18 protein-coding genes are annotated in these 17649 nt (G+C 61.3%); 8 read left to right on the top strand and 10 right to left on the bottom strand.

What is annotated here, in order from left to right; translation table 11 throughout:
- The first annotated feature begins 17 nt into the window (after positions 1–17).
- The 4 genes from ACA071_RS03445 to ACA071_RS03430 are packed head-to-tail and all read left to right on the top strand — an operon-like array spanning position 18 to position 2810.
- A complete protein-coding gene (locus ACA071_RS03445; RefSeq protein ID WP_497643137.1) occupies positions 18–902 on the top strand; it encodes a type II secretion system F family protein in 885 nt (294 codons plus the stop codon).
- 1 nt (position 903) lies between these two features.
- Entirely contained in the window at positions 904–1788 is an 885-nt protein-coding gene (locus tag ACA071_RS03440; protein ID WP_497643135.1) for a type II secretion system F family protein, read from the top strand.
- A 26-nt stretch (positions 1789–1814) separates the two neighbouring features.
- Entirely contained in the window at positions 1815–2522 is a 708-nt protein-coding gene (locus ACA071_RS03435; protein WP_497643134.1) for a tetratricopeptide repeat protein, read from the top strand.
- A 24-nt stretch (positions 2523–2546) separates the two neighbouring features.
- Positions 2547–2810, top strand: coding sequence for a DUF3613 domain-containing protein (locus ACA071_RS03430; protein WP_497643133.1), 264 nt, complete (start codon positions 2547–2549; stop codon positions 2808–2810).
- Positions 2811–3371: 561 nt separating this feature from the next.
- On the opposite strand, the gene ACA071_RS03425 is transcribed toward ACA071_RS03430, so the two are convergent.
- Together ACA071_RS03425 and ACA071_RS03420 are read right to left on the bottom strand one after the other, a co-directional pair.
- Positions 3372–4154: a response regulator transcription factor gene (locus ACA071_RS03425; RefSeq protein ID WP_497643132.1), complete on the bottom strand. Its 783-nt coding sequence runs from the start codon at positions 4152–4154 to the stop codon at positions 3372–3374.
- 127 nt (positions 4155–4281) lie between these two features.
- Positions 4282–4752: a prepilin peptidase gene (locus tag ACA071_RS03420; RefSeq protein ID WP_497643131.1), complete on the bottom strand. Its 471-nt coding sequence runs from the start codon at positions 4750–4752 to the stop codon at positions 4282–4284.
- A 75-nt stretch (positions 4753–4827) separates the two neighbouring features.
- Here ACA071_RS03420 and ACA071_RS03415 point away from each other — a divergent pair, with 75 nt between their 5' ends.
- Together ACA071_RS03415 and ACA071_RS03410 are read left to right on the top strand one after the other, a co-directional pair.
- Positions 4828–5274, top strand: a complete 447-nt coding sequence (locus ACA071_RS03415; protein WP_497643130.1) for a TadE/TadG family type IV pilus assembly protein — start codon at positions 4828–4830, stop codon at positions 5272–5274.
- On the top strand, positions 5271–8024 hold the full coding sequence (locus ACA071_RS03410) for an ATP-binding protein (RefSeq protein ID WP_497643129.1): 2754 nt from the start codon (positions 5271–5273) through the stop codon (positions 8022–8024). Before ACA071_RS03415 ends, ACA071_RS03410 begins: the two co-directional genes overlap by 4 nt.
- On the opposite strand, the gene ACA071_RS03405 is transcribed toward ACA071_RS03410, so the two are convergent.
- From ACA071_RS03405 to ACA071_RS03385, 5 genes are all read right to left on the bottom strand, one after another.
- The gene (locus ACA071_RS03405; protein WP_497643128.1) at positions 8021–10009 is read right to left on the bottom strand and encodes a pilus assembly protein TadG-related protein; all 1989 of its coding nucleotides are present in this window, start codon (positions 10007–10009) and stop codon (positions 8021–8023) included. The genes ACA071_RS03410 and ACA071_RS03405 overlap by 4 nt on opposite strands.
- Before the next feature lie 215 nt (positions 10010–10224).
- Positions 10225–10779 carry a DUF4136 domain-containing protein gene (locus tag ACA071_RS03400; RefSeq protein WP_497643127.1) on the bottom strand — a complete coding sequence of 185 codons (555 nt, stop codon included), beginning with the start codon at positions 10777–10779 and terminating at the stop codon, positions 10225–10227.
- 54 nt (positions 10780–10833) lie between these two features.
- The gene (locus ACA071_RS03395) at positions 10834–11448 is read right to left on the bottom strand and encodes a DUF4136 domain-containing protein (protein WP_497643126.1); all 615 of its coding nucleotides are present in this window, start codon (positions 11446–11448) and stop codon (positions 10834–10836) included.
- Between the two features lie 12 nt (positions 11449–11460).
- The gene (locus ACA071_RS03390; RefSeq protein ID WP_133839338.1) at positions 11461–12210 is read right to left on the bottom strand and encodes a methyltransferase; all 750 of its coding nucleotides are present in this window, start codon (positions 12208–12210) and stop codon (positions 11461–11463) included.
- Entirely contained in the window at positions 12210–12512 is a 303-nt protein-coding gene (locus ACA071_RS03385) for a MazG-like family protein (RefSeq protein ID WP_007951009.1), read from the bottom strand. Before ACA071_RS03385 ends, ACA071_RS03390 begins: the two co-directional genes overlap by 1 nt.
- 251 nt (positions 12513–12763) lie before the next feature.
- On the opposite strand from ACA071_RS03385, the gene ACA071_RS03380 reads away from it, so the two are divergent.
- Positions 12764–13057, top strand: a complete 294-nt coding sequence (locus ACA071_RS03380; protein ID WP_133839339.1) for a hypothetical protein — start codon at positions 12764–12766, stop codon at positions 13055–13057.
- A 159-nt stretch (positions 13058–13216) separates the two neighbouring features.
- Positions 13217–14566 carry an MATE family efflux transporter gene (locus tag ACA071_RS03375; RefSeq protein ID WP_497643125.1) on the top strand — a complete coding sequence of 450 codons (1350 nt, stop codon included), beginning with the start codon at positions 13217–13219 and terminating at the stop codon, positions 14564–14566.
- Here the strand turns inward: ACA071_RS03375 and ACA071_RS03370 are convergent.
- Genes ACA071_RS03370 through ACA071_RS03360 form a run of 3 tightly spaced genes read right to left on the bottom strand, consistent with a single transcriptional unit; the run spans position 14560 to position 17558 of the window.
- On the bottom strand, positions 14560–15435 hold the full coding sequence (locus ACA071_RS03370) for an alpha/beta hydrolase (RefSeq protein WP_497643124.1): 876 nt from the start codon (positions 15433–15435) through the stop codon (positions 14560–14562). The genes ACA071_RS03375 and ACA071_RS03370 overlap by 7 nt on opposite strands.
- Positions 15436–15453: 18 nt before the next feature.
- Positions 15454–16251, bottom strand: coding sequence for a DUF4123 domain-containing protein (locus ACA071_RS03365; RefSeq protein ID WP_497643123.1), 798 nt, complete (start codon positions 16249–16251; stop codon positions 15454–15456).
- A complete protein-coding gene (locus ACA071_RS03360) occupies positions 16248–17558 on the bottom strand; it encodes a contractile injection system protein, VgrG/Pvc8 family (RefSeq protein ID WP_497643122.1) in 1311 nt (436 codons plus the stop codon). Before ACA071_RS03360 ends, ACA071_RS03365 begins: the two co-directional genes overlap by 4 nt.
- Positions 17559–17649: the final 91 nt, after the last annotated feature.

Genomic DNA, 17649 nt, shown 5'->3' with positions numbered 1-17649 from the left:
GGCATGGAGTATTCGGCATGATCGTACCGATCATTCTCAGCCTGATTTGCATGGTGCTGCTCGGGCTGTCGGTGTGGCTGTTTTTGCATGGCATTCGCAAGACCGGCAATGAACGGGTGCTCAGCCGACTGGCCCAAGGGCAGCCGCAATTGGCCACTCAGAAACCCACATGGGTGGGTCTTGAACGCATGTTTCTAAGGGCGGGCCTGGGTCGTCCGACTGAACGCCTGGGGCTGTGGCTGACGCTCTGGGGTGTGGCGATGCTGCTCGGTTACCTGGTCGCCGATTGGGCCGGTTTGCTGACGCTGTTGCTCGCGCCGCCACTGCTGTTGCGGGTGTACATCGCATGGCTGTATCGCCGCCGCCTCACACGCATGATCGAGCAATTACCGCAGTTGCTGGATCACAGCGTGCGCAGTCTCAAATCCGGGCGGACCCTGACCGATGCGGTGATGGGCGGGATCGAGGCCAGTGACGATCCTCTGAAGTACGCCATGGGCCGAGTGCAGCGCAACGTGCAGCTTGGGGTTAATTTGCCGGACGCCGTGAGCGACTTTGCCGAGTTTTATGAACAGGACGAACTGCGCATGTTTGCCCTCGGTTTGAAGGTCAATCATCGCTACGGCGGCAACGCCAGCGAGCTGTTGGAGAACCTGATCAAACTGATTCGCGAACGCGATCAGGGTGCTCGCCAACTGCGTGCCATGACCGGCGAAACGCGCATGACCGCTTGGGTACTGGGCTCGCTGCCGATGATTCTGGTGAGCTATTTCATGCTGACCAATCCCGGCTACATGCTCGGCATGTGGCATGACTCCGGCGGCCAAACCATGTTGATCGTCGCAGTGTTCCTGCAGATGTTTGGCTGCCTGGCGCTGTGGCGCATGTTGCGGAGTGTTTGAGATGGTCCTGCTTGCCAGTCTGATGCTGTTTCTCGGGGCCCTGCTGCTGGTGGTCAGCCACTTGCTGCAGGAGCGTCGCCGGGTGCGTCAGGTGACCCGGCGCTTGCGGGGGCAACTGGTGCGGGAGAACCGTTTCGGCAGTTGGTTGCAACTGCTCGGCAACACCCGGTTCGGCCAGCGTTCGGTCAGCATCGACAGCGAGACCCAGACCCTGCTCAGTCGCCTGGGCTGGCGCCGGGCCAATGAACGCGCGGTGTACGCGGCGTGTCAGATCGGCACGCCGTTGTTGATGCTGGGGCTGGGTCTGTTTCTGCGGGAAGTGTTTTTCCCCAACGCCGCTAACAGCTGGCTGGTGCCGCTGTTCGCCACCGGCCTCGGCTATTTACTCCCCAAACGCCTGTTGGCCTACGCCGCTGCTCGTCGGCAGAAAACCATCGCGGTGGAAATCTCCACCTTCATCCCGCTGCTGCGCATCCTGTTCGAGTCGGGCATGGCGGTCGAGCAAGCGTTGCGGGTGCTCAGCACCGAAGGGCAGAAACTCTTGCCGGAACTGACCAGCGAATTGCGCCTGATCCTGACCCGTGTCGATTCCGGCCTGGAGCTCAGCCAGGAACTGCACAAAGCCGCATTGATGCTGGCGGTAGACGAATTCAGCGACACCTGCGTGATCTTGCAGCAGTTGATTCACCAGGGCGGCGGCGCGATGAAATCGCTGCTGGCGCTCAAGCAACTGCTTGACGATCGGCGCCTGACCCGGCTGCAAGAATACATCTCGAAAATGTCGGCGAAGATGTCCGTGGTGATGATGCTGTTTCTATTTCCAGCCTTGTTGATCGTCCTGGCCGGACCCGGTTTTACCGCCATAACCCGGGCGTTTGCCAATTGAGCAGCTGCAACTTTTGAGGGATCCAGATGAAAGCATTGATCGCTGTAATGAGCCTGCTGCTGCTCGCGGGTTGCGCCACCGACGGCCAGGCGCCCTGGTCGGCAATGATGTCGCCGGCCAGTTGCAGCAAGCTGAGTTCTGATCAGGAACTGGCCCTGAACCTGGCCGACGATCTGGCCAACGACGGCAAGCTGCACGCGAGCCTGGCCAACTTGCAAAGCCTGCCCGACAACCTCAGCGAAGTGCGCTTGCGCAAGGCCAAGGTCTATCGTTTGCTGGGGCGCAGCGAAGCCGAACCGTTGTATCGCAGCTTGCTTGGCACCTGCCTGTCGGCCGACGCCGAACAAGGCCTGGGCCAGTTGTTCGCCGCACGCGGGGACTACGGCCAGGCCCAGTCTCACCTGCAACGCGCCGCTCGCCTGGCCCCGACCGACGAAAAAATCCGCAACGATTTGGGCGTGGTCTACCTCAATCAGTTGCGCCTCGAAGACGCGCGTTTTGAATTCCTCACCGCGATCGAACTCAAGCAGCACGACAACCTGGCGGCGGCGAACCTCGTGACTTTGCTGCTGTATCAGGACAACTGGCAGCAAGCAGCAGAAGTGGTCAGCCGTTCACACTTGACCCCCGAACAATTCACCGATGCCCAGGCGCGCGCGGAAAAACTCAAGCAGCCAGCCAAGGGAAAAGCAGCGGTGGGTGATCAAGTAGCGACTGCGGCTGACGCGCAATAAACGTCCCTTAAATAGGAGCTGGCCATGATGAAAGTGTGCTGCCTGAGTCTGTTGATACTCCCCCTGAGCGCGATGGCCATCGATGCGGGCCCATCATCGGCGCAGCAACAGGAAACCGAAGGTTGGCTGGTGCTGCAAAGCCGCAACACAGTAGCGTCCAAGACACCGCAAACCGCGAGCGCGGTGGAACGGGAAGAAGCGTTGCAGCGCTGGCTGAAGAAATATCGGTATGAGATTCCGGACTTATACGATCCGGATGCGGGCGGGAAGATTCAGATCAACAAGTAGGCTGCCCTGGCGCCTTCGCGAGCAAGCCCGCTCCCACAGTTTGAGCGGGTACATTCGAGAGAGATTGGTCGGCTGTCAGGCCGCCTTCGCGGGCAAGCCTCGCTCCTACAAAATCAAAGGCAAAAGCAGAGCGGCATGCACCGCCCTCGCTCTTCACCACTCATTAGGCCGAGCGTTAGCTCGCCTGCCCTTGATCTTGCTCTACCCGCCCCTTCGGGAGGCTGAGTGGATGTGTTCATCTGGGGGGCAGGCGCGCAGCGCCGTTCGACGAAGTCGAACACATCGAGAGGAGGTCGAAGCGAAGCCGACCGGAGGCGATGCCCCCAGATGAATACCGGAACGAAGGCACGCCGAGCCTAAGCGAGGGGCCGGACGCTCGGGGCGAGACCTTTTGGTTCCTTTTGGGGCGTTTGCCAAAAGGGACTCGCTGTAAGAGCGAAACCGCCAGCGGCCGTTACCGCAGAAACGGATATGCACACCATCAACACAGCATGGTCGGCTGTCAGGCCGCCATCGCAGGCAACCCAACCCCCACAGTCAATCGGCGAACACCCAGGAGAATCAGTGCGCCGAAACCCGCTGCCGCATCCCAGAATTACTCGGCGACAACGCCAACGCCAGTTGCGTACGGTTATGCATATGAGTCAACCGCAACACCTGCGACACATACAGCTTCACGGTGTTCTCGGTAATCCCCAACTCACAGGCAATCTGATAATTGGTCTGCCCCTTGCCCACCAACCGCGCCACATCCAGCTGCCGGGGCGACAGCTGATTGAAAATCGCCGGCACCTCCACCCGATCCGCCTCACTGACAGCAACATCACCAGCATCTGGCGAACGCGGACTGCGCCGCACTTTGTCCAGATCCTGATAAAGATCATCGATCGACTCGGACAGGTACTGCAACTTGCGGTTCAAATGCCCCAGTTGCACATCCTTCTGCCGCTCCTGCAACGCCACTTCCTGACGCTGCAAACCTTCCAGCAACTCATCCAGATCAATCGGCTTTTGATAGTAATCGGCAATCCCGGCGCGCAAGGCCTTGATCACATCCTGCTTGTCGGCGCGCCCCGTGAGCATGATCGCTTCAAACGCCCGGTGCCGACCGCACAGCCGTTGCAGTTCCTGCACCAGCTGGATGCCGTCCATGCCCGGCATGTGCAAATCGCACAGTACCAGGCCGATGTCCGGATCTTGCGTGAAGCGTTCGACTGCCTGGGTGCTGGACTCGCAAGGAACACAGCGATAACCGCTGCTCTCGAGGAATTCACACAACTCTTCGACAATCAACGGCTGATCATCGACCACAAGGACTTTTACTGCGGACGTAAGCTTGTTCACGTGCTACTCCATGCCCAGGTCGAAAGCTGACCATTCCTGTACTTTTAGCCGCTGGTTGTATAACTACTCTAATTTGAAAGTAGTCGCACTTTCCGACTATGTACACAAGACCAGTGGCATCTTGCGACTAATGGATCCAAATGAGCGTACACACCATGCCTAGCAGCACGAACGGCGCATAAGGCTGCTTTTTTGACGAATCTGGGCTCATATACTGAAAATTCAACTTAAACCCTTGATTCATATGCAGCCAGACTTTTGGCGCAAGCAATAACCACAACACGCTCGCCAGCCCGGCGCCGATGAACGTACCCAAAAGGTGTGCACCGTCGGTCGCCAAGCCTAAAGCTGTCATTAGTTTCACATCGCCGGCGCCCATCCGCTTCATCGCATAACCCGGCAAGGTGAAGGCCAGCGCCAGCAAAAAAGCCCAGCCACCCTGCTCTGCCTCGGCCCCAAGCCAGGTGTTGCCGGTCCATAGCAGATAAACCAACGCCGCCGCGGCGGCGCCAAGGGTCAAGGCATTAGCGATCTGCCGGTGGCGTGCATCCTGTGCCGCGCAAAGCGCCAGCCAGGTAATCAAGACAAGGCTCTGCATCCGGTAAAAACCGCCCGTTTTGGCTGAATGATTCTATGCTGATATTACGCTGTGACTGTCAGGGTAGACGCACTCATGAAAGCAGGCCTCCCCAGCAAGCAAAAAGGCGCTGTGGCGATTGAATTCGCCTTGGTGTTCGTGATCTTTTTCGCAGTGTTCTATGGGCTGGTCAGCTACAGCCTGCCGTTCGTGCTGATGCAGTCGTTCAACCAGGCCACCGCCGAAGCGGTGCGCCGCAGTGTGGCCGTCGACCCCAATACGCCCGGTTACGCGACGGTGGTGCAAAGCACCGCGAGCGATACGCTGAAACAGCAACTGTCGTGGGTGCCGAGCGCCCTGAACCTGGTGATCGGCGTCGACACCAGCGCGGTCTACAACAGCGGCAACGGTACGCTGACCGTTACGGTGAATTACCCCACCAGCAAGTTGAATCAGGTCATACCGTTTCTGGTGTTGCCGGGACTGGGCACGGTGCCCAACTTGCCGACGAACCTGAGCGCCACCTCGAGTCTGCAATTTTGACCTCCGGGGAAAAGCTCTTCGCTCGCTTGCTCAAGCGTCCCAGCCTTCCCACCGTCGAGGCGTCCGAGCAGCTGCTGGCGCAACCACTGGGCTTGCATCTGCACCTGGACGACGAGGGTCATGTGTTGCAAATGACCGGGCCTCTACGGCACTCGCTGGCCCAACAAACACCGCACGAACAACCTTTGTTGCTGCACCGCTACGTGCTGGCCCATAGCACCCTGACCATCGAGGGTCAGCCCGGCGATTGGCAGGGGCAAAGCCTGGACCTGGATTTCCTCGGGCTGGCCGACCAGACCCTGCACCTGCGCGGCTGGGTGCAACCGTGGGCCGGCGGTTGGTTGTTGCAGTTGATGGACATCGGCGACCTGTTGCTCGAACGCCATCAAGCGCACAGCCGGGAAGAATGCCAAGCGCTGGCCCGGCAGATCAGCGAGCATTTGCGCGCCTGTAGCCTGGCCCGGTTGCCGGTGATCGTCAGTGAACAGTTGCAAACCATCGCCCAGCGCTGGCACATGCCCTGCGTGGCCCTGGCGTTGCTCGATGAACAGGAAGAGGGCTGGCAAATCCATCGCCAGTTCAGCGCCCATGATGCTCCAGAGCTGTGGCAAAACGACCAACGCCTGGGCACGGTACTTGACAGTTTGAACGGCTCCGCGCCTCAGCGTTTGAGCAACAGTCACGGCATCAACGAACACCTGCGCGTGCACGACTTGTTTGGCAATGCCGAGGGTTTTGCCGTGCCCTATAGCGATGACCATGGCGTCGCCGCGTGGCTGCTGTGCGGTTTTTACCCGGTGCAGGAGCACGCGCCGGACCTGGGTGATCGCGACTGGTTGCTGCTGGTCAGTGCATTGGCCGGGCCGTTGCTCAGTCGTTTGCGTGAGCAGCATCATCACCTGCACCTGGAACGGGTGGAGTCGTTGCAAGCCTTGCTGGGCACTGGCTGGTGGGAAGCCTTTGGCGCCAGCGATGAAATCCTGTTGGCGCCGTCCCTGGCCGATGCCCTGCACCTGGACAGTGTCAGGCTGACGCTCGACAACTGGCTGTTGCAGATCCATCCCGCCGATCGCGAAGAGTTGCGCAGCCGGCTGCACGCGCTGCACCAACACGACGAGCCGCTGACCCTTTGTGTGCGCCTGCACCGCAGTGATGCCGAGCAACATCCGCTGTGGTACAGGCTTCAAGGCCAGGCCATCGGCACGGGCGAGGGTCGGCGGCTGGTGGGTTTCATGCTCGACATCAGCGACATCAAGAACCAGGAACATCAAGCGGCCGCCGCCCATGCGCGACTGGATAACCTGATCGCCAGTTCGCCAGCGGTGATCTACGTCCAGCGTTATGTCGAAGGCGCGCTGCAGCCGACGTTTTTCAGCGCGAGTCTGCAGCCGCTGCTGGGCTGGAGCCTCGAAAACTGTGACGCCGCCGCGCTGATTGAGCGCGTCCATCCCGAAGACCGCGACCGCTACTTCGAACGCAGTCGGCACCTGCTGCGCGAAGGCTCGGTGCGCGCCCGCTACCGTCTGCGGGACATTCGCGGCGATTACCATTGGTTGCTCGACGAAGCCAAACTGCTGCGCGATGACCTTGGCTTACCGGTGGAAGCCGTCGGCCTGTGGCTGGACGTCACGGAAGCGACCCTCGCTGCCGAACAGGTCAAGCAGAGCGAAGAGCGCTATCGGATTTTGGTCGAGGATTCCCCGGCGATGATCTGCCGTTACCGTCCGGACCTGACCCTGAGTTTTGGCAACCGGCCACTGGCGAGGTATCTGGAAATTGAACCCGAGCAACTGCCGGGGGTGAACCTGGGTAGCTGGATGTCGGACGAACAGCGTGAAGCGTTTCTCCAGCGGCTGGGCCTGTTGACCCTGGAGTTCCCGGTGAGCACTGCCGAAATCAGCCTGCAACTGCCCGGGCGCGAACATGCCTGGTGGGTCTGGTCGGATCGCGGGGTGTTCGACGACCAGGGTCGCCTGCTGGAAATCCAGGCCGTGGGCCGCGACAACACCGAGGTCCGGCGCTCCCAGCAGCAACTGACCCAGAGCGCGAAAATGGCCACGCTTGGCGAAATGGCCACGGGGCTGGCCCATGAAATCAACCAACCGCTGAACGTGATGCGCATGGCCATCGTCAATGTGCTCAAACGCCTGAGCAGTGGCGAGGTGCAAATCGATTACCTGACCGACAAACTCAACCGCATCGACGCCCAGGTTCAACGTGCGGCGCGGGTGGTGGATCACATGCGGGTATTTGGCCGGCGTTCAGAAATCGAGCAGCACCCGTTCAACCCAGTCGAAGCCATTGAAGGCACGCTGGCGCTGCTGGCCGAAGGCATACGCGGCAAAGGCGTGGAGCTGCGGGTCAGCGAAACCGGTTTTACCGTGCAGGTGCGTGGTTATGTTGATCAGTTGGAACAGGTGCTGATCAACTTGATGGTCAACGCAAGGGATGCGCTGCTCAGCAAGCGCGAGGGCGACCGTGAGTTCAAGCCGTGGATTTCCGTGTACGCCGAGCGCGATGCGCAGTCGGTGCGGCTGTGGGTCGAGGACAACGGAGGCGGTATCGATCCGCGCTTGCTGGAGCGGATTTTCGAACCGTTTTTCACCACCAAACCGGTGGGTGTCGGCACCGGGCTGGGGCTGTCGGTGAGTTACGGGATCGTCGAGAACATGGGCGGGAGGTTGAGTGTGAAGAACTCGGTTGAGGGTGCTCGGTTCTGCATTGAACTGCCGGTGATGCAGGACGATTAGAGCACCAGATAGGCCTTGCCGGTCTGGCCGCAGGTCATGTTGGCGCCGACGTCCACTTCCATCAGGTTGATGCCCAGGCTGCTCAGCAGGTTGTTGAGCAACGGATCAAGTAGCGGGCTCAGCAGGTTGGTGATCAGCGGCTGGAGAATGTTGCTGACGCCACTGATCAAACCGCCAACCCCCGCAACGATGGCACCCAACGGATTACCGGCCACCGGTTTGTAGACGATCAGATTGATACCCGCCAGGGTGTTCGCCAGGCTGGCGACGATGTTGTTGGTGGGGGCCGCTGACAATACGCTCGGCGGTAATTTGAGGTTGGCCGGCGTCGCAAAAGGTGTGGTACTGGAGAACACCAGGTCCTGACTGTTCTGCGCGACGCTGGTCTGGGCCATGATCGCGATGCCGCCACCGGCGTACGCGGTTCGCGCCGGGCCGCAGGTGCCGATGCCAAGTATCTTGTGGCAGGTCCAGATGCCGATATCAATCAGCGGCAGCGGTGTGACCGTGGGTTCGGCGGAGGATGAGAAGGCGTTGGTCGGGTCGATCTTGCCGACCTTGAGATCGGCCACCGAGGTGATGGTGTGTGCGGTCAGGCTTTTGCTGCCGGTAGTGCCGACCGGGCAGCTGTAATCGGTGACGTAGCTGATGGCGCCCCCGGCATCGAGGCTGATGTCGATCTCGGGGGATGGCAGCAATTCGGGATCGAGCTGATCGCAACCAGCACCCAGCAGGCAAGTCAGGGAATTGATCGTGGACACCAGATTGAGGCTCAGCAGGCTGTTGAGGGTCGGGGTCAATGTGCCGACCAACCCCAGCACCGCGTTGGTCAGCCCGGTCACGCCGGACAGCACCGGCAGGTTCACCGACAGCATTGTGCGTACTTGAGCGGTGCGCACGTAGATCCGGTTGGCTCCTAACGGGCTGGCCTTGGCCAAGGCCGGGTCGCCGATGGCGGAGAACTGCGGCGGCTCGATCACCTTGACCCGTACGGTCACATTGGCCAAGCCCAGGACGCTGATCGGCAAGGTCGCGGCGACCGCACTTTTGCTGTTGGCCAACTGGACCACGCCTTGAATCAGTTGCAGCAACTGCACATTGGCATCCAGCCCGGCGGCCGTAGTGCCAGTTTGCAGTTGCAAAATATCCCCCAGCTTGACCGGGCTGACATTCGCCCCCGCCGCGACCTGCAAGTTACCCAGTGCGGCCATGACATCGGCGGTCCCGCCATTGAGTTGAACCACCTGCACTGCCGCCCGGATCAGTTGGGTCACTGTGGTTTGAGTGTTGAGCAGTTGGCTGTAGTTACCGGCCGCGACATTGAGGTTGATCGCTAACTGATTCAAGTAGCCGAGCAGGTTAACGTCGGTATTCAGCAAACCGTTCCAGCCCGCCGCCGTGAGACTGACGTTACCGCCCAGAAGTCCGCCGAACAGCGGGTTGAGGATGTTCGATTGGGCGGTACTGATGTTGATCAGCGTGCTGCGAATATTCAGTTGCGCGACGCTGGGCAGTGGTTTGCCGGCCACCGCCGTGGCATTGAGCTGAGTGGTCAGGCTGACCGACGTGCCGCTGACCAACGCCTGCACGCCACCGGCAAAACTGGTGGTGAGCGTCCGGCTGGCGACGACTTTGATCGCCGCCGCCTGGGTGGCGTCCAGCGTGAAGGTGCGCAGCCCGGTGGCCGCAGTCAGCAACGTGCCGCAGGTGATGACGAGGGTGTTGCTGGCATCGACGGTGAAGCCGTTGCGCGTCGCACTTTGATTGGCATAGCTGGCAGCGGTAAGCCCCGGCAAACAGGTGCCGCCACGACTGACGGCTTCCAGCGCGGCGGTGTCGACCACGCGCTGCAGTTTGCGCTGCTCCATGTAGAGTCGGCCGGTGTCGACCACCAGCAGCATCAACAGCAGCGCCAGGCCCAGGGTCACCGCCGCCATCAAACCGATAGCCCCCCGTTGCCGGACCGGACCGCGAAACTGCGACATCGCGCACTCCTTCGCCGGCGCACACCTTGTGCTGCCTCCATTGGTGAAATGCAGTGTAGACAAGGGTTGGCGAGGTTGCTGGCCACACGCCAGCGCTGACCACACAAAACCTGTAGGAGCGAAGCTTGCTCGCGATGGCGGTGTGTCAGGCACATCCATTTTGGATGGGCCGCCGTCTTCGCGAGCAAGCTTCGCGCCTACAGGGGTTGTGGTGTTTATCTGGGTGGGTAATTAGCCAGGATCCGGCCCACCGTTTCGCGCACGGCATTGCTGCGATCCGTCGGGTTGGGGGTGCTGCTGAGCATTTGCTCGTCACTGCCGCGCCATACCAGTTTGCCGTCCCTGGCATCGAGCAGGTCGATCTGGATGGTCGCCACTTTGTAGCTGACGTTGCGGGTTTCGTTGTACATCGGGCCGCCCCAGTAGCCATTCCATGGGCCGCCCCAACCGCCGCCGTAATTGGTGGTCACTTGTTGCTGACGGTCTTCAACAATCAAGTAGGCCTGCACGTTTACATCACCCTTCTGGCCGCCGGCGGCCGGACGCAAGCCGCGTTGGTCCAACTGATCGGCCACTGCCTGGCGAATGCGCTGTTCGGTCAGGTCGCTTTTGATTCGTGGATCATCGGGCCGGTATTGCAGGGCAGGTTCCTTCCAGCTCCAGCTGCGATAAGCGGCGAAGTCGCGGCTGGCGTCAAAGTCATTATTGACCTGGTGGGCGCAGGCACTGAGCAGTCCGGCCACGACCAGTATTGCGAGACAGCGGAACATGATCGTTCTCCGATTGAAGACATGAACCCTGGGAATGCTTCTTATCTACAGAAGCTAACTAGGAGGATACGCCGACATTGCCTTTTCCACAGCCTCCCGTATCGCATCGGCGCGCTGGCTCTGGTTGCCCTGATTGCCGGTTTCGGCGCTGGCGCTCCACACCGGTTGACCGGTGCCGGCATCGAACAGATCGACGCGCACCACCACAACTTGTTCCTGATACGTACGGACAACCGGCACGGTCTCGTACATGCCGTAACCACCGCCATAACGGCGGTAGCCGCCATAACCGCCGCCGTAATAACCATAGTCGTCCTGAACCTGACGCAAGCGGGTTTCCAGATGCAGATCGGCACGGACAAACAGGTCGGCAGGGCGATTGTCGTGCAGTGGGCGCAAGCCGCGCTGATCGAGGGCGTCGCTGACCGCCTCTGCCACTTGCGCCGAATCCGCCCAGGCCGAACCCGGCGGCAGTTGCCCGTTGAGCCAGGCCCAACTGCGGTAGCGCCCATAGTCCCGAGGCGCCGCCGGGTAGGCACTGCGGTCGAAGGTGTTCGCCGCTTGCGGCGGCGCCGGTGGCAAGGGATTGGACGTCGCCACGTAAGGGTTGCTGCCCTGGCAGGCGGCCAACCCCAGACACATCAGCAGTAACCCTGAACGCGTGTTCATTTTGTTCTCCGATCAGATCGGCCGACAGATCCAGTGCAAGTAGCGCCCAAGCCCGGCAAAGCTTGGGTGACGACGGTGGGCCAGTTCCATTTCCAGCAAGTCCACCAATTCGGCGCGGGCCTGGAATTCCACCGGCATGTAATCGTGAAAAACCCGCACCCCACTCTGGGTTTCGACCTGCCACATACCTTCAAGTTGCGCCGCCAGTTCCCGCGGATCAAGGGGCTGTTGCGGGGTCAGGCTTTGCTTCTCGCCGGCCATGTCGTTCTTGCGCATTTTGCGGAAGTGGCCTTTGAGCAGGTTGCGGTAGATCAGCGCGTCGCGGTTATAGAACGCCAGGGACAACCAGCCGTCCTTGGTCGTGAGCTGATGCAACACCGGCAGGATCGCATGGGGTTCGGCCAGCCATTCCAGCACCGCGTGACACAGCACCAGGTCGTAGGGTTCGGTAAGTTGACCGAGCAAATCCTGCCACGGTGCCTGGATGAAGGTCGCGCTTTGCCCGGCGTCGGCGAAACGCTGGCGAGCGCCTTCGAGCATCGGTGCGGCCGGTTCGGCGAGGGTCACGTCATGCCCACGCTGGGCCAGCCACAGTGACATGTGGCCAAGGCCGGCGCCGATGTCGAGGACACGCAGCGGTCGGTCCGGCAGGGTTTCGGCCAGGTCGGCCTGCAGCACCGCCAGACGGATCGCGCCTTTGGCCCCGCCGTAGATTTTTTCGGCGAAACGAGTCGCCAACTGATCGAAATGACGGTCGCTCATCAGCTGAACCGCCGTTCGCTGTCTGCGAGTTTGCTGCGCACCACTTCGTTCATGTCCAACCCCAACTCGCTGCACAGCAATAATAGATAGAGCACGATGTCGCCGACTTCCTGTCCGGCGTGGGCCAGTTTATCGGCCGGCAATTGGCGTGACTGGTCTTCAGTCAGCCACTGGAAGATTTCCACCAGCTCGGACATCTCCACGCTCGCGGCCATGGCCAGGTTTTTCGGGCTGTGAAATTGCCGCCAGTCATTGCGGTCGCGAATGGCGTGCAGGCGTTCGGTCAGTTCAACAAGGTTCATCGGGCTCTCCTGAAGGCGTATAGCTTCGGGGGGATGGGCAGTGAAGGCAAGTGGCAGAGATGATCGTTCCCACGCTCCGCGTGGGAATGCAGCCAGGGACGCTCCGCGTCCCAAGAGCGTCCGGTGAGGCATTCCCACGCGGGAGCGTGGGAACGATCCAAACGCTCTATGCTAGTAGGGAACTCGGCACCGCGATCCGTGGCCCAAGTCAGGCGCGGCAACCTTGCCACCACTTTCATCAGGACGCCCACATGCAGGTAGAAAGCTTTTTCGAATGGCTCGGCCAGGCACTCGGTTCGGTCATTCGCTTTATCGTCGACGGCCTCAGTGGCCTGTTCAACATTCTCAGCCACGCGGGCAGCAACTTTGTCGAAGGGCTGTCCCGGACACTGGGCATGGACACGTCGATCATCAGCATCATCGCGCTGATCATCGGTCTGATGCTGCTGTGGTCGGCGATCCGGGCGTTCATGAATGCGTCGATCATCATGGGGATCATCTGGCTGCTGCTGGGGCTTTGGTTGCTTAGCTGGATCATCCACTGACACCCCTGATCGTTCCCACGCTCTGCGTGGGAATGCAGCCCGGGACGCTCCGCGTCCCTGACGGCGTGACGCAAAGCGTCACAGGAGTCATTCCCACGCGGAGCGTGGGAACGATCATCACAAACTGTCGCTACAATGCCCGCTCCCCAAGGAGCCTGCATGTCCAACCTGATCGCCGACTGGCGCGACCGCACGACCCATCGCAAGGTCTGGGCGCTCGCCGCGCCCATGATCCTCTCGAACATTTCCGTACCGCTGGTGGCGCTGGTCGACAGCACCGTCATCGGTCACCTGCCCCACGCCCATCAGTTGGGCGCCGTCGCCGTCGGGGCCAGCCTGTATACCTTCCTGGCGTGGGGCATGGGTTTTCTGCGCATGGGCACCACCGGTTTTGCCGCGCAGGCTGCCGGGCGTGGAGATGGCGCGGCGTTGCGGCAGATTTTGTTGCAGGGTCTGCTGTTGGCAATGGGGCTGGCGATTGTGTTGGGGGCGGCGGGGATTCCGTTGAGCGGCGTTGCGCTGCACTTCATGCAACCGTCAGCGGAGCTGGATCAGTTGACCCGCGATTTTTTCCACACTCGATTATTTGGCCTTCCGGCAGCGCTGGCCAGTTATGCGCTGGTGGGCTGGTTCCTCGGCACCCAGAATGCCCGGGCGCCGCTGGCGATTCTTCTGGGCACCAACCTGGTAAACATCGCGCTGAACCTGTGGTTCGTCCTCGGGTTGGACTGGGGCGTGGTCGGCGCGGCCCGGGCGTCGGTGATTGCCGAGTGGACCGGCGCAGTGATCGGCCTGTTCATGACCCGCAAGGCCCTGCGCGCGTATCCCGGGCACATCGCCTGGGCCGCCCTGGCCCTGTGGCAGAGCTGGCGCCCGCTGCTGGCGGTCAACCGCGACATTTTCATTCGCAGCCTGGCGCTGCAATCGGTGTTTTTCCTGATCACCGTGCAAGGCGCACGGCTTGGTGACGCCACGGTCGCCGCCAATGCGCTGCTGCTCAACGGTTTGCTGCTGACCGCCCACGCCCTCGATGGCCTGGCCCACGCCGTGGAAGCCCTGTGCGGCCACGCCATCGGCGCTCGGGATCGCGAAGCGCTGCGCCGTTCACTGGTGGTGGCCGCTGGCTGGTCGCTGATCGCGAGCCTGGGCTTTGCCGTGCTGTTTCTGTTTGCCGGGCACTTGTTCATCGAGATGCAAACCAACATCCAAAGCGTGCGCGACACCGCGTTCGTCTACCTGCCCTACCTGGCCGCCCTGCCGCTGATCGCGGTCTGGAGTTACCTGCTGGACGGTTTGTTTATCGGCGCCACCCGCGCCCGTGAAATGCGCAACGGCATGCTGTTGACGGTGCTGCTGTTGCTGCCCTTCGCCTGGGCGCTGCAAGGTCTTGGCAACCACGGGCTGTGGATAACGTTCCTGCTGTTCATGTTGCTGCGCAGCCTGACGCTCGGCGCATTTGCCTGGTACTTGCGCCAGAACGATGGCTGGTTTGCCGGCCGCGCTCACTGAATCGGCGTGGATTTGACGAAAGACGTGACCTCATCCAGCACCGGCGCCAAGCTGCGCAGGGGTCGGGACAGGGTCGCCACCAGCGTGGCGTGGCCGGTGCGGGAATAGTATCGATCCTGAACCGGAACCCCGTCCGCCCGCAGTTTGCTCGCCAGGCCGCCGGTGTTGCGGATCGGGTTGACCACCTCATCGTCGTTTGACGCCATCAACAAAGCCGGCGGCGCCCCGCGACTGACGTGATTGATCGGCTGGGATTGCAGCGGTGAATCCGGCCAGAAAAACACCGGACGCACCTCGGGATTCTCGATCGGCAGGAAATCATACGGCCCGGCCAGGCCGATCCAGCCACTGAGATCATGGGGCGACATGCCGACCGCCTCCAGCAACTGCGGCTCCAGCGCCAACATCGCCACATTGTAGGCCCCCGAGCTATGGCCCATCAGGAACAACCGTTTAGGGTCACCGGAAAACTCACGAATGTGCTCGTGGGTCCAGGCCACGGCTTTGGCGCCGTCCTCTAGAAACAGCGGATAACGCACCTGTGGATACAACCGATAGTCCGCCAGCACTGCGACGATGCCTCGGGAGGCCAGCGCCTCGCCGACAAAGCTGTAATCGCTGCGTGAACCGCTGTTCCAGCTGCCTCCATAAAAAAACACCACCACGGGAGCGTTTTTCACGGGACGCCGGGGCACATACACATCGAGTTTTTGCCGTGGATCACCACCATAGGCAATGCCGTCGGTCTTGTCGTAGGTGCCGTCAGGGGTAAAGGCATTGAGCATTTTCAACGGCGAACAGGCAGCCACCACGGCCAGTAAAACCCCGCCGATCAACACCTTGAACAGTCGCCGGATCGTGCTCGCCATATCGGTAAATCCTCGTGTTCAGCGTTGATCGCCCTGCCACAGGTGGCGCAGGTAATCGAGTCGTTCCTGCTGGGTCTGCCCCGGCAAGGGTTGCGCGGGTAAAACGCCGGGACACTGCAAGCGTAGCCACAACCAGCCATCCAGCACCGGCCGTTCGCTGAAGCCCAGCGCCAGGCCTTCCTGCACATGGGCCCACAGACGGTTGTAATCGGTACCGGTGGATCGACTCCAGTGCCAGGTATGTTGCTCCAGCAAGCAGGTTTGCAGTTTTTCCCGCTGGCGCGGGCTGAGGTTTGCTTCGACCGCCAGCGGGCTGACCGCCAACCCGGGATTGAGCAATTGCTGCCAGCCCTGACTGCCAATCGCCCGATCGGCCCAAGTCCCGCCGAACCAGCGCAACTGGCTGATCGGGCCAAGCCAGCGACTCAGTTCCTCGGCATCGCAGGCATCGAAGAAGTAACTGGCGCAGTGCGGGTTGTAATAGCTCAGCAACGCCCGGTGATGCAGGCCGAGCGTCACCGTGAGCATGCGCCGCAAATGCGCCAGCAACGGGGCCGCCGACGCTTCGCTGACCAGTAGCAAACCTTGCCAGGTGTGCGGTTCTCCGTAGCAAAGCTCGATCAGCGCCGGGCAATCCCGCAGCTCGACCAGCGCCGGTCCTTGTTCGCGCAACGGATGCAACTCGGTGTCTTCGAACAACCAGAACCAGCGAACATCGGTAAATCGTCGCTGCAACATGGCCGCCGCGCCGGGAGCGCCGGGGACATCCAGCAACAGCCAGTGCGAGGTCGGGTCTGGCGTCTGAACGCCAATCATGCCGCACCGCTCTGACCAAACAGCGCTGCCGTCCGACAGGTGCAGACCTGCTCCCGACAATGGCTGAAACTGCCGCCGCCGGGCAGCAGGCATAGCAACAGCAAGGGTTCGCTCGATCGCAGCAAGGCCAGCAAGCCTGCTGATTCAGGCGGCACCGCGCTCGGCACTTCATGCTCGCTGACGCACGGCGGGCCTTGAAGCAGCCCGGTGATCAACGGTTGATCCGGATCGCCCTCGATGAAGCTGACCACCACCTCGGCCCCCGCCATCCATTGCGCGGAGGCTGCGTTGTTCAGCTCGGGAGCCAACGGCAACCAACAGTGGTCCGGTTTTGCGCCTTCGCCCTGATAGAGCCAGTCGAACTGCACAGCCACCGGGCGGGTCGGATCGGGCTGGGCCTCTTCGACATCGACGACCCAGGCCCGTTGCAGGCTGAGCATCCTGGGTTTCGCCGGCCCGTGGGTTGCCACCCAAGGCGTCTCCCATGGCACGGCGCGAATCGTGTTGGCATAGGAAAACAGCGGCTCCTGGCCGCCCTGGTGTTCAACCTCAATCAAGCGCCACACATCATTCCACTCGTTGACCGGATGACCGGCCAGCGGCATCAATTGACCGCTGCGCAACGTCGTCAAAGTCGTACGACCCTCGGCGACCGGCACCGTCTTCACTCCGACTTGCACCTCAAACCGCCACACTGCGCACGGCTCGCTCTCACCCTGAAAGACCAGCGTTTCAGCGCGGTGCGAGCGCCTTTGATCGTCACCAATGATCAAACAGTGCCCGCGACTGGAATGCTCGAAGTGGTAATGAAGGCGTTCTTCGGCACACAGGCGCTGGAAAAATTGCAAATCCGATTCGCGGTATTGCGTGCAGAAATCCCGGGGCGCGTAATCGCCGCTCAACTCCAGACGCCAGTTCTTGCCGGCAATGCCGTGTTCCTTGAGCACTTGGCCAAGAATCTGCGGCACCGAGCGCGCGCTGAAGATGCGCTGGCTGAAACGCTGGGCCAGGCACGCCAGTTTCGGCCCCAGGCGCACACGACAGAGCCGGGACAAGGCGCCATGTTCACGCTGGACGAGTTCATGCAATTGCCCGTGGATACCGTTTCCCGAGGCTTCGAACTGCAAGAACGCCGCACGATATAGCAGGCTTGCAAGGTCGAGTGTCGGGTCATCGATCAGCAGATCCACCTCGAACACAAACGGCTCGCTGATGGCTTCACTGCCGGTAAAGGCCAGGACCTCAAAGGCGTCGGGCAGGCCCGCAACGTCCAGACGAAATGACGGCTCGTTGACTGGATCGAACATCGGCGATTCTCTACAGGAGGGGCGGCCGGGGATTCTCGCTGAGAGACATGGCCGAGTAGAGTGCCGAAGTACAACTTAGGAAATGACCTAC

The organism is Pseudomonas sp. LBUM1646, assembly GCF_059716165.1.
Note: the sequence above shows the minus strand (reverse complement) of the source record. Positions and strands in the feature narration are given on the sequence as shown.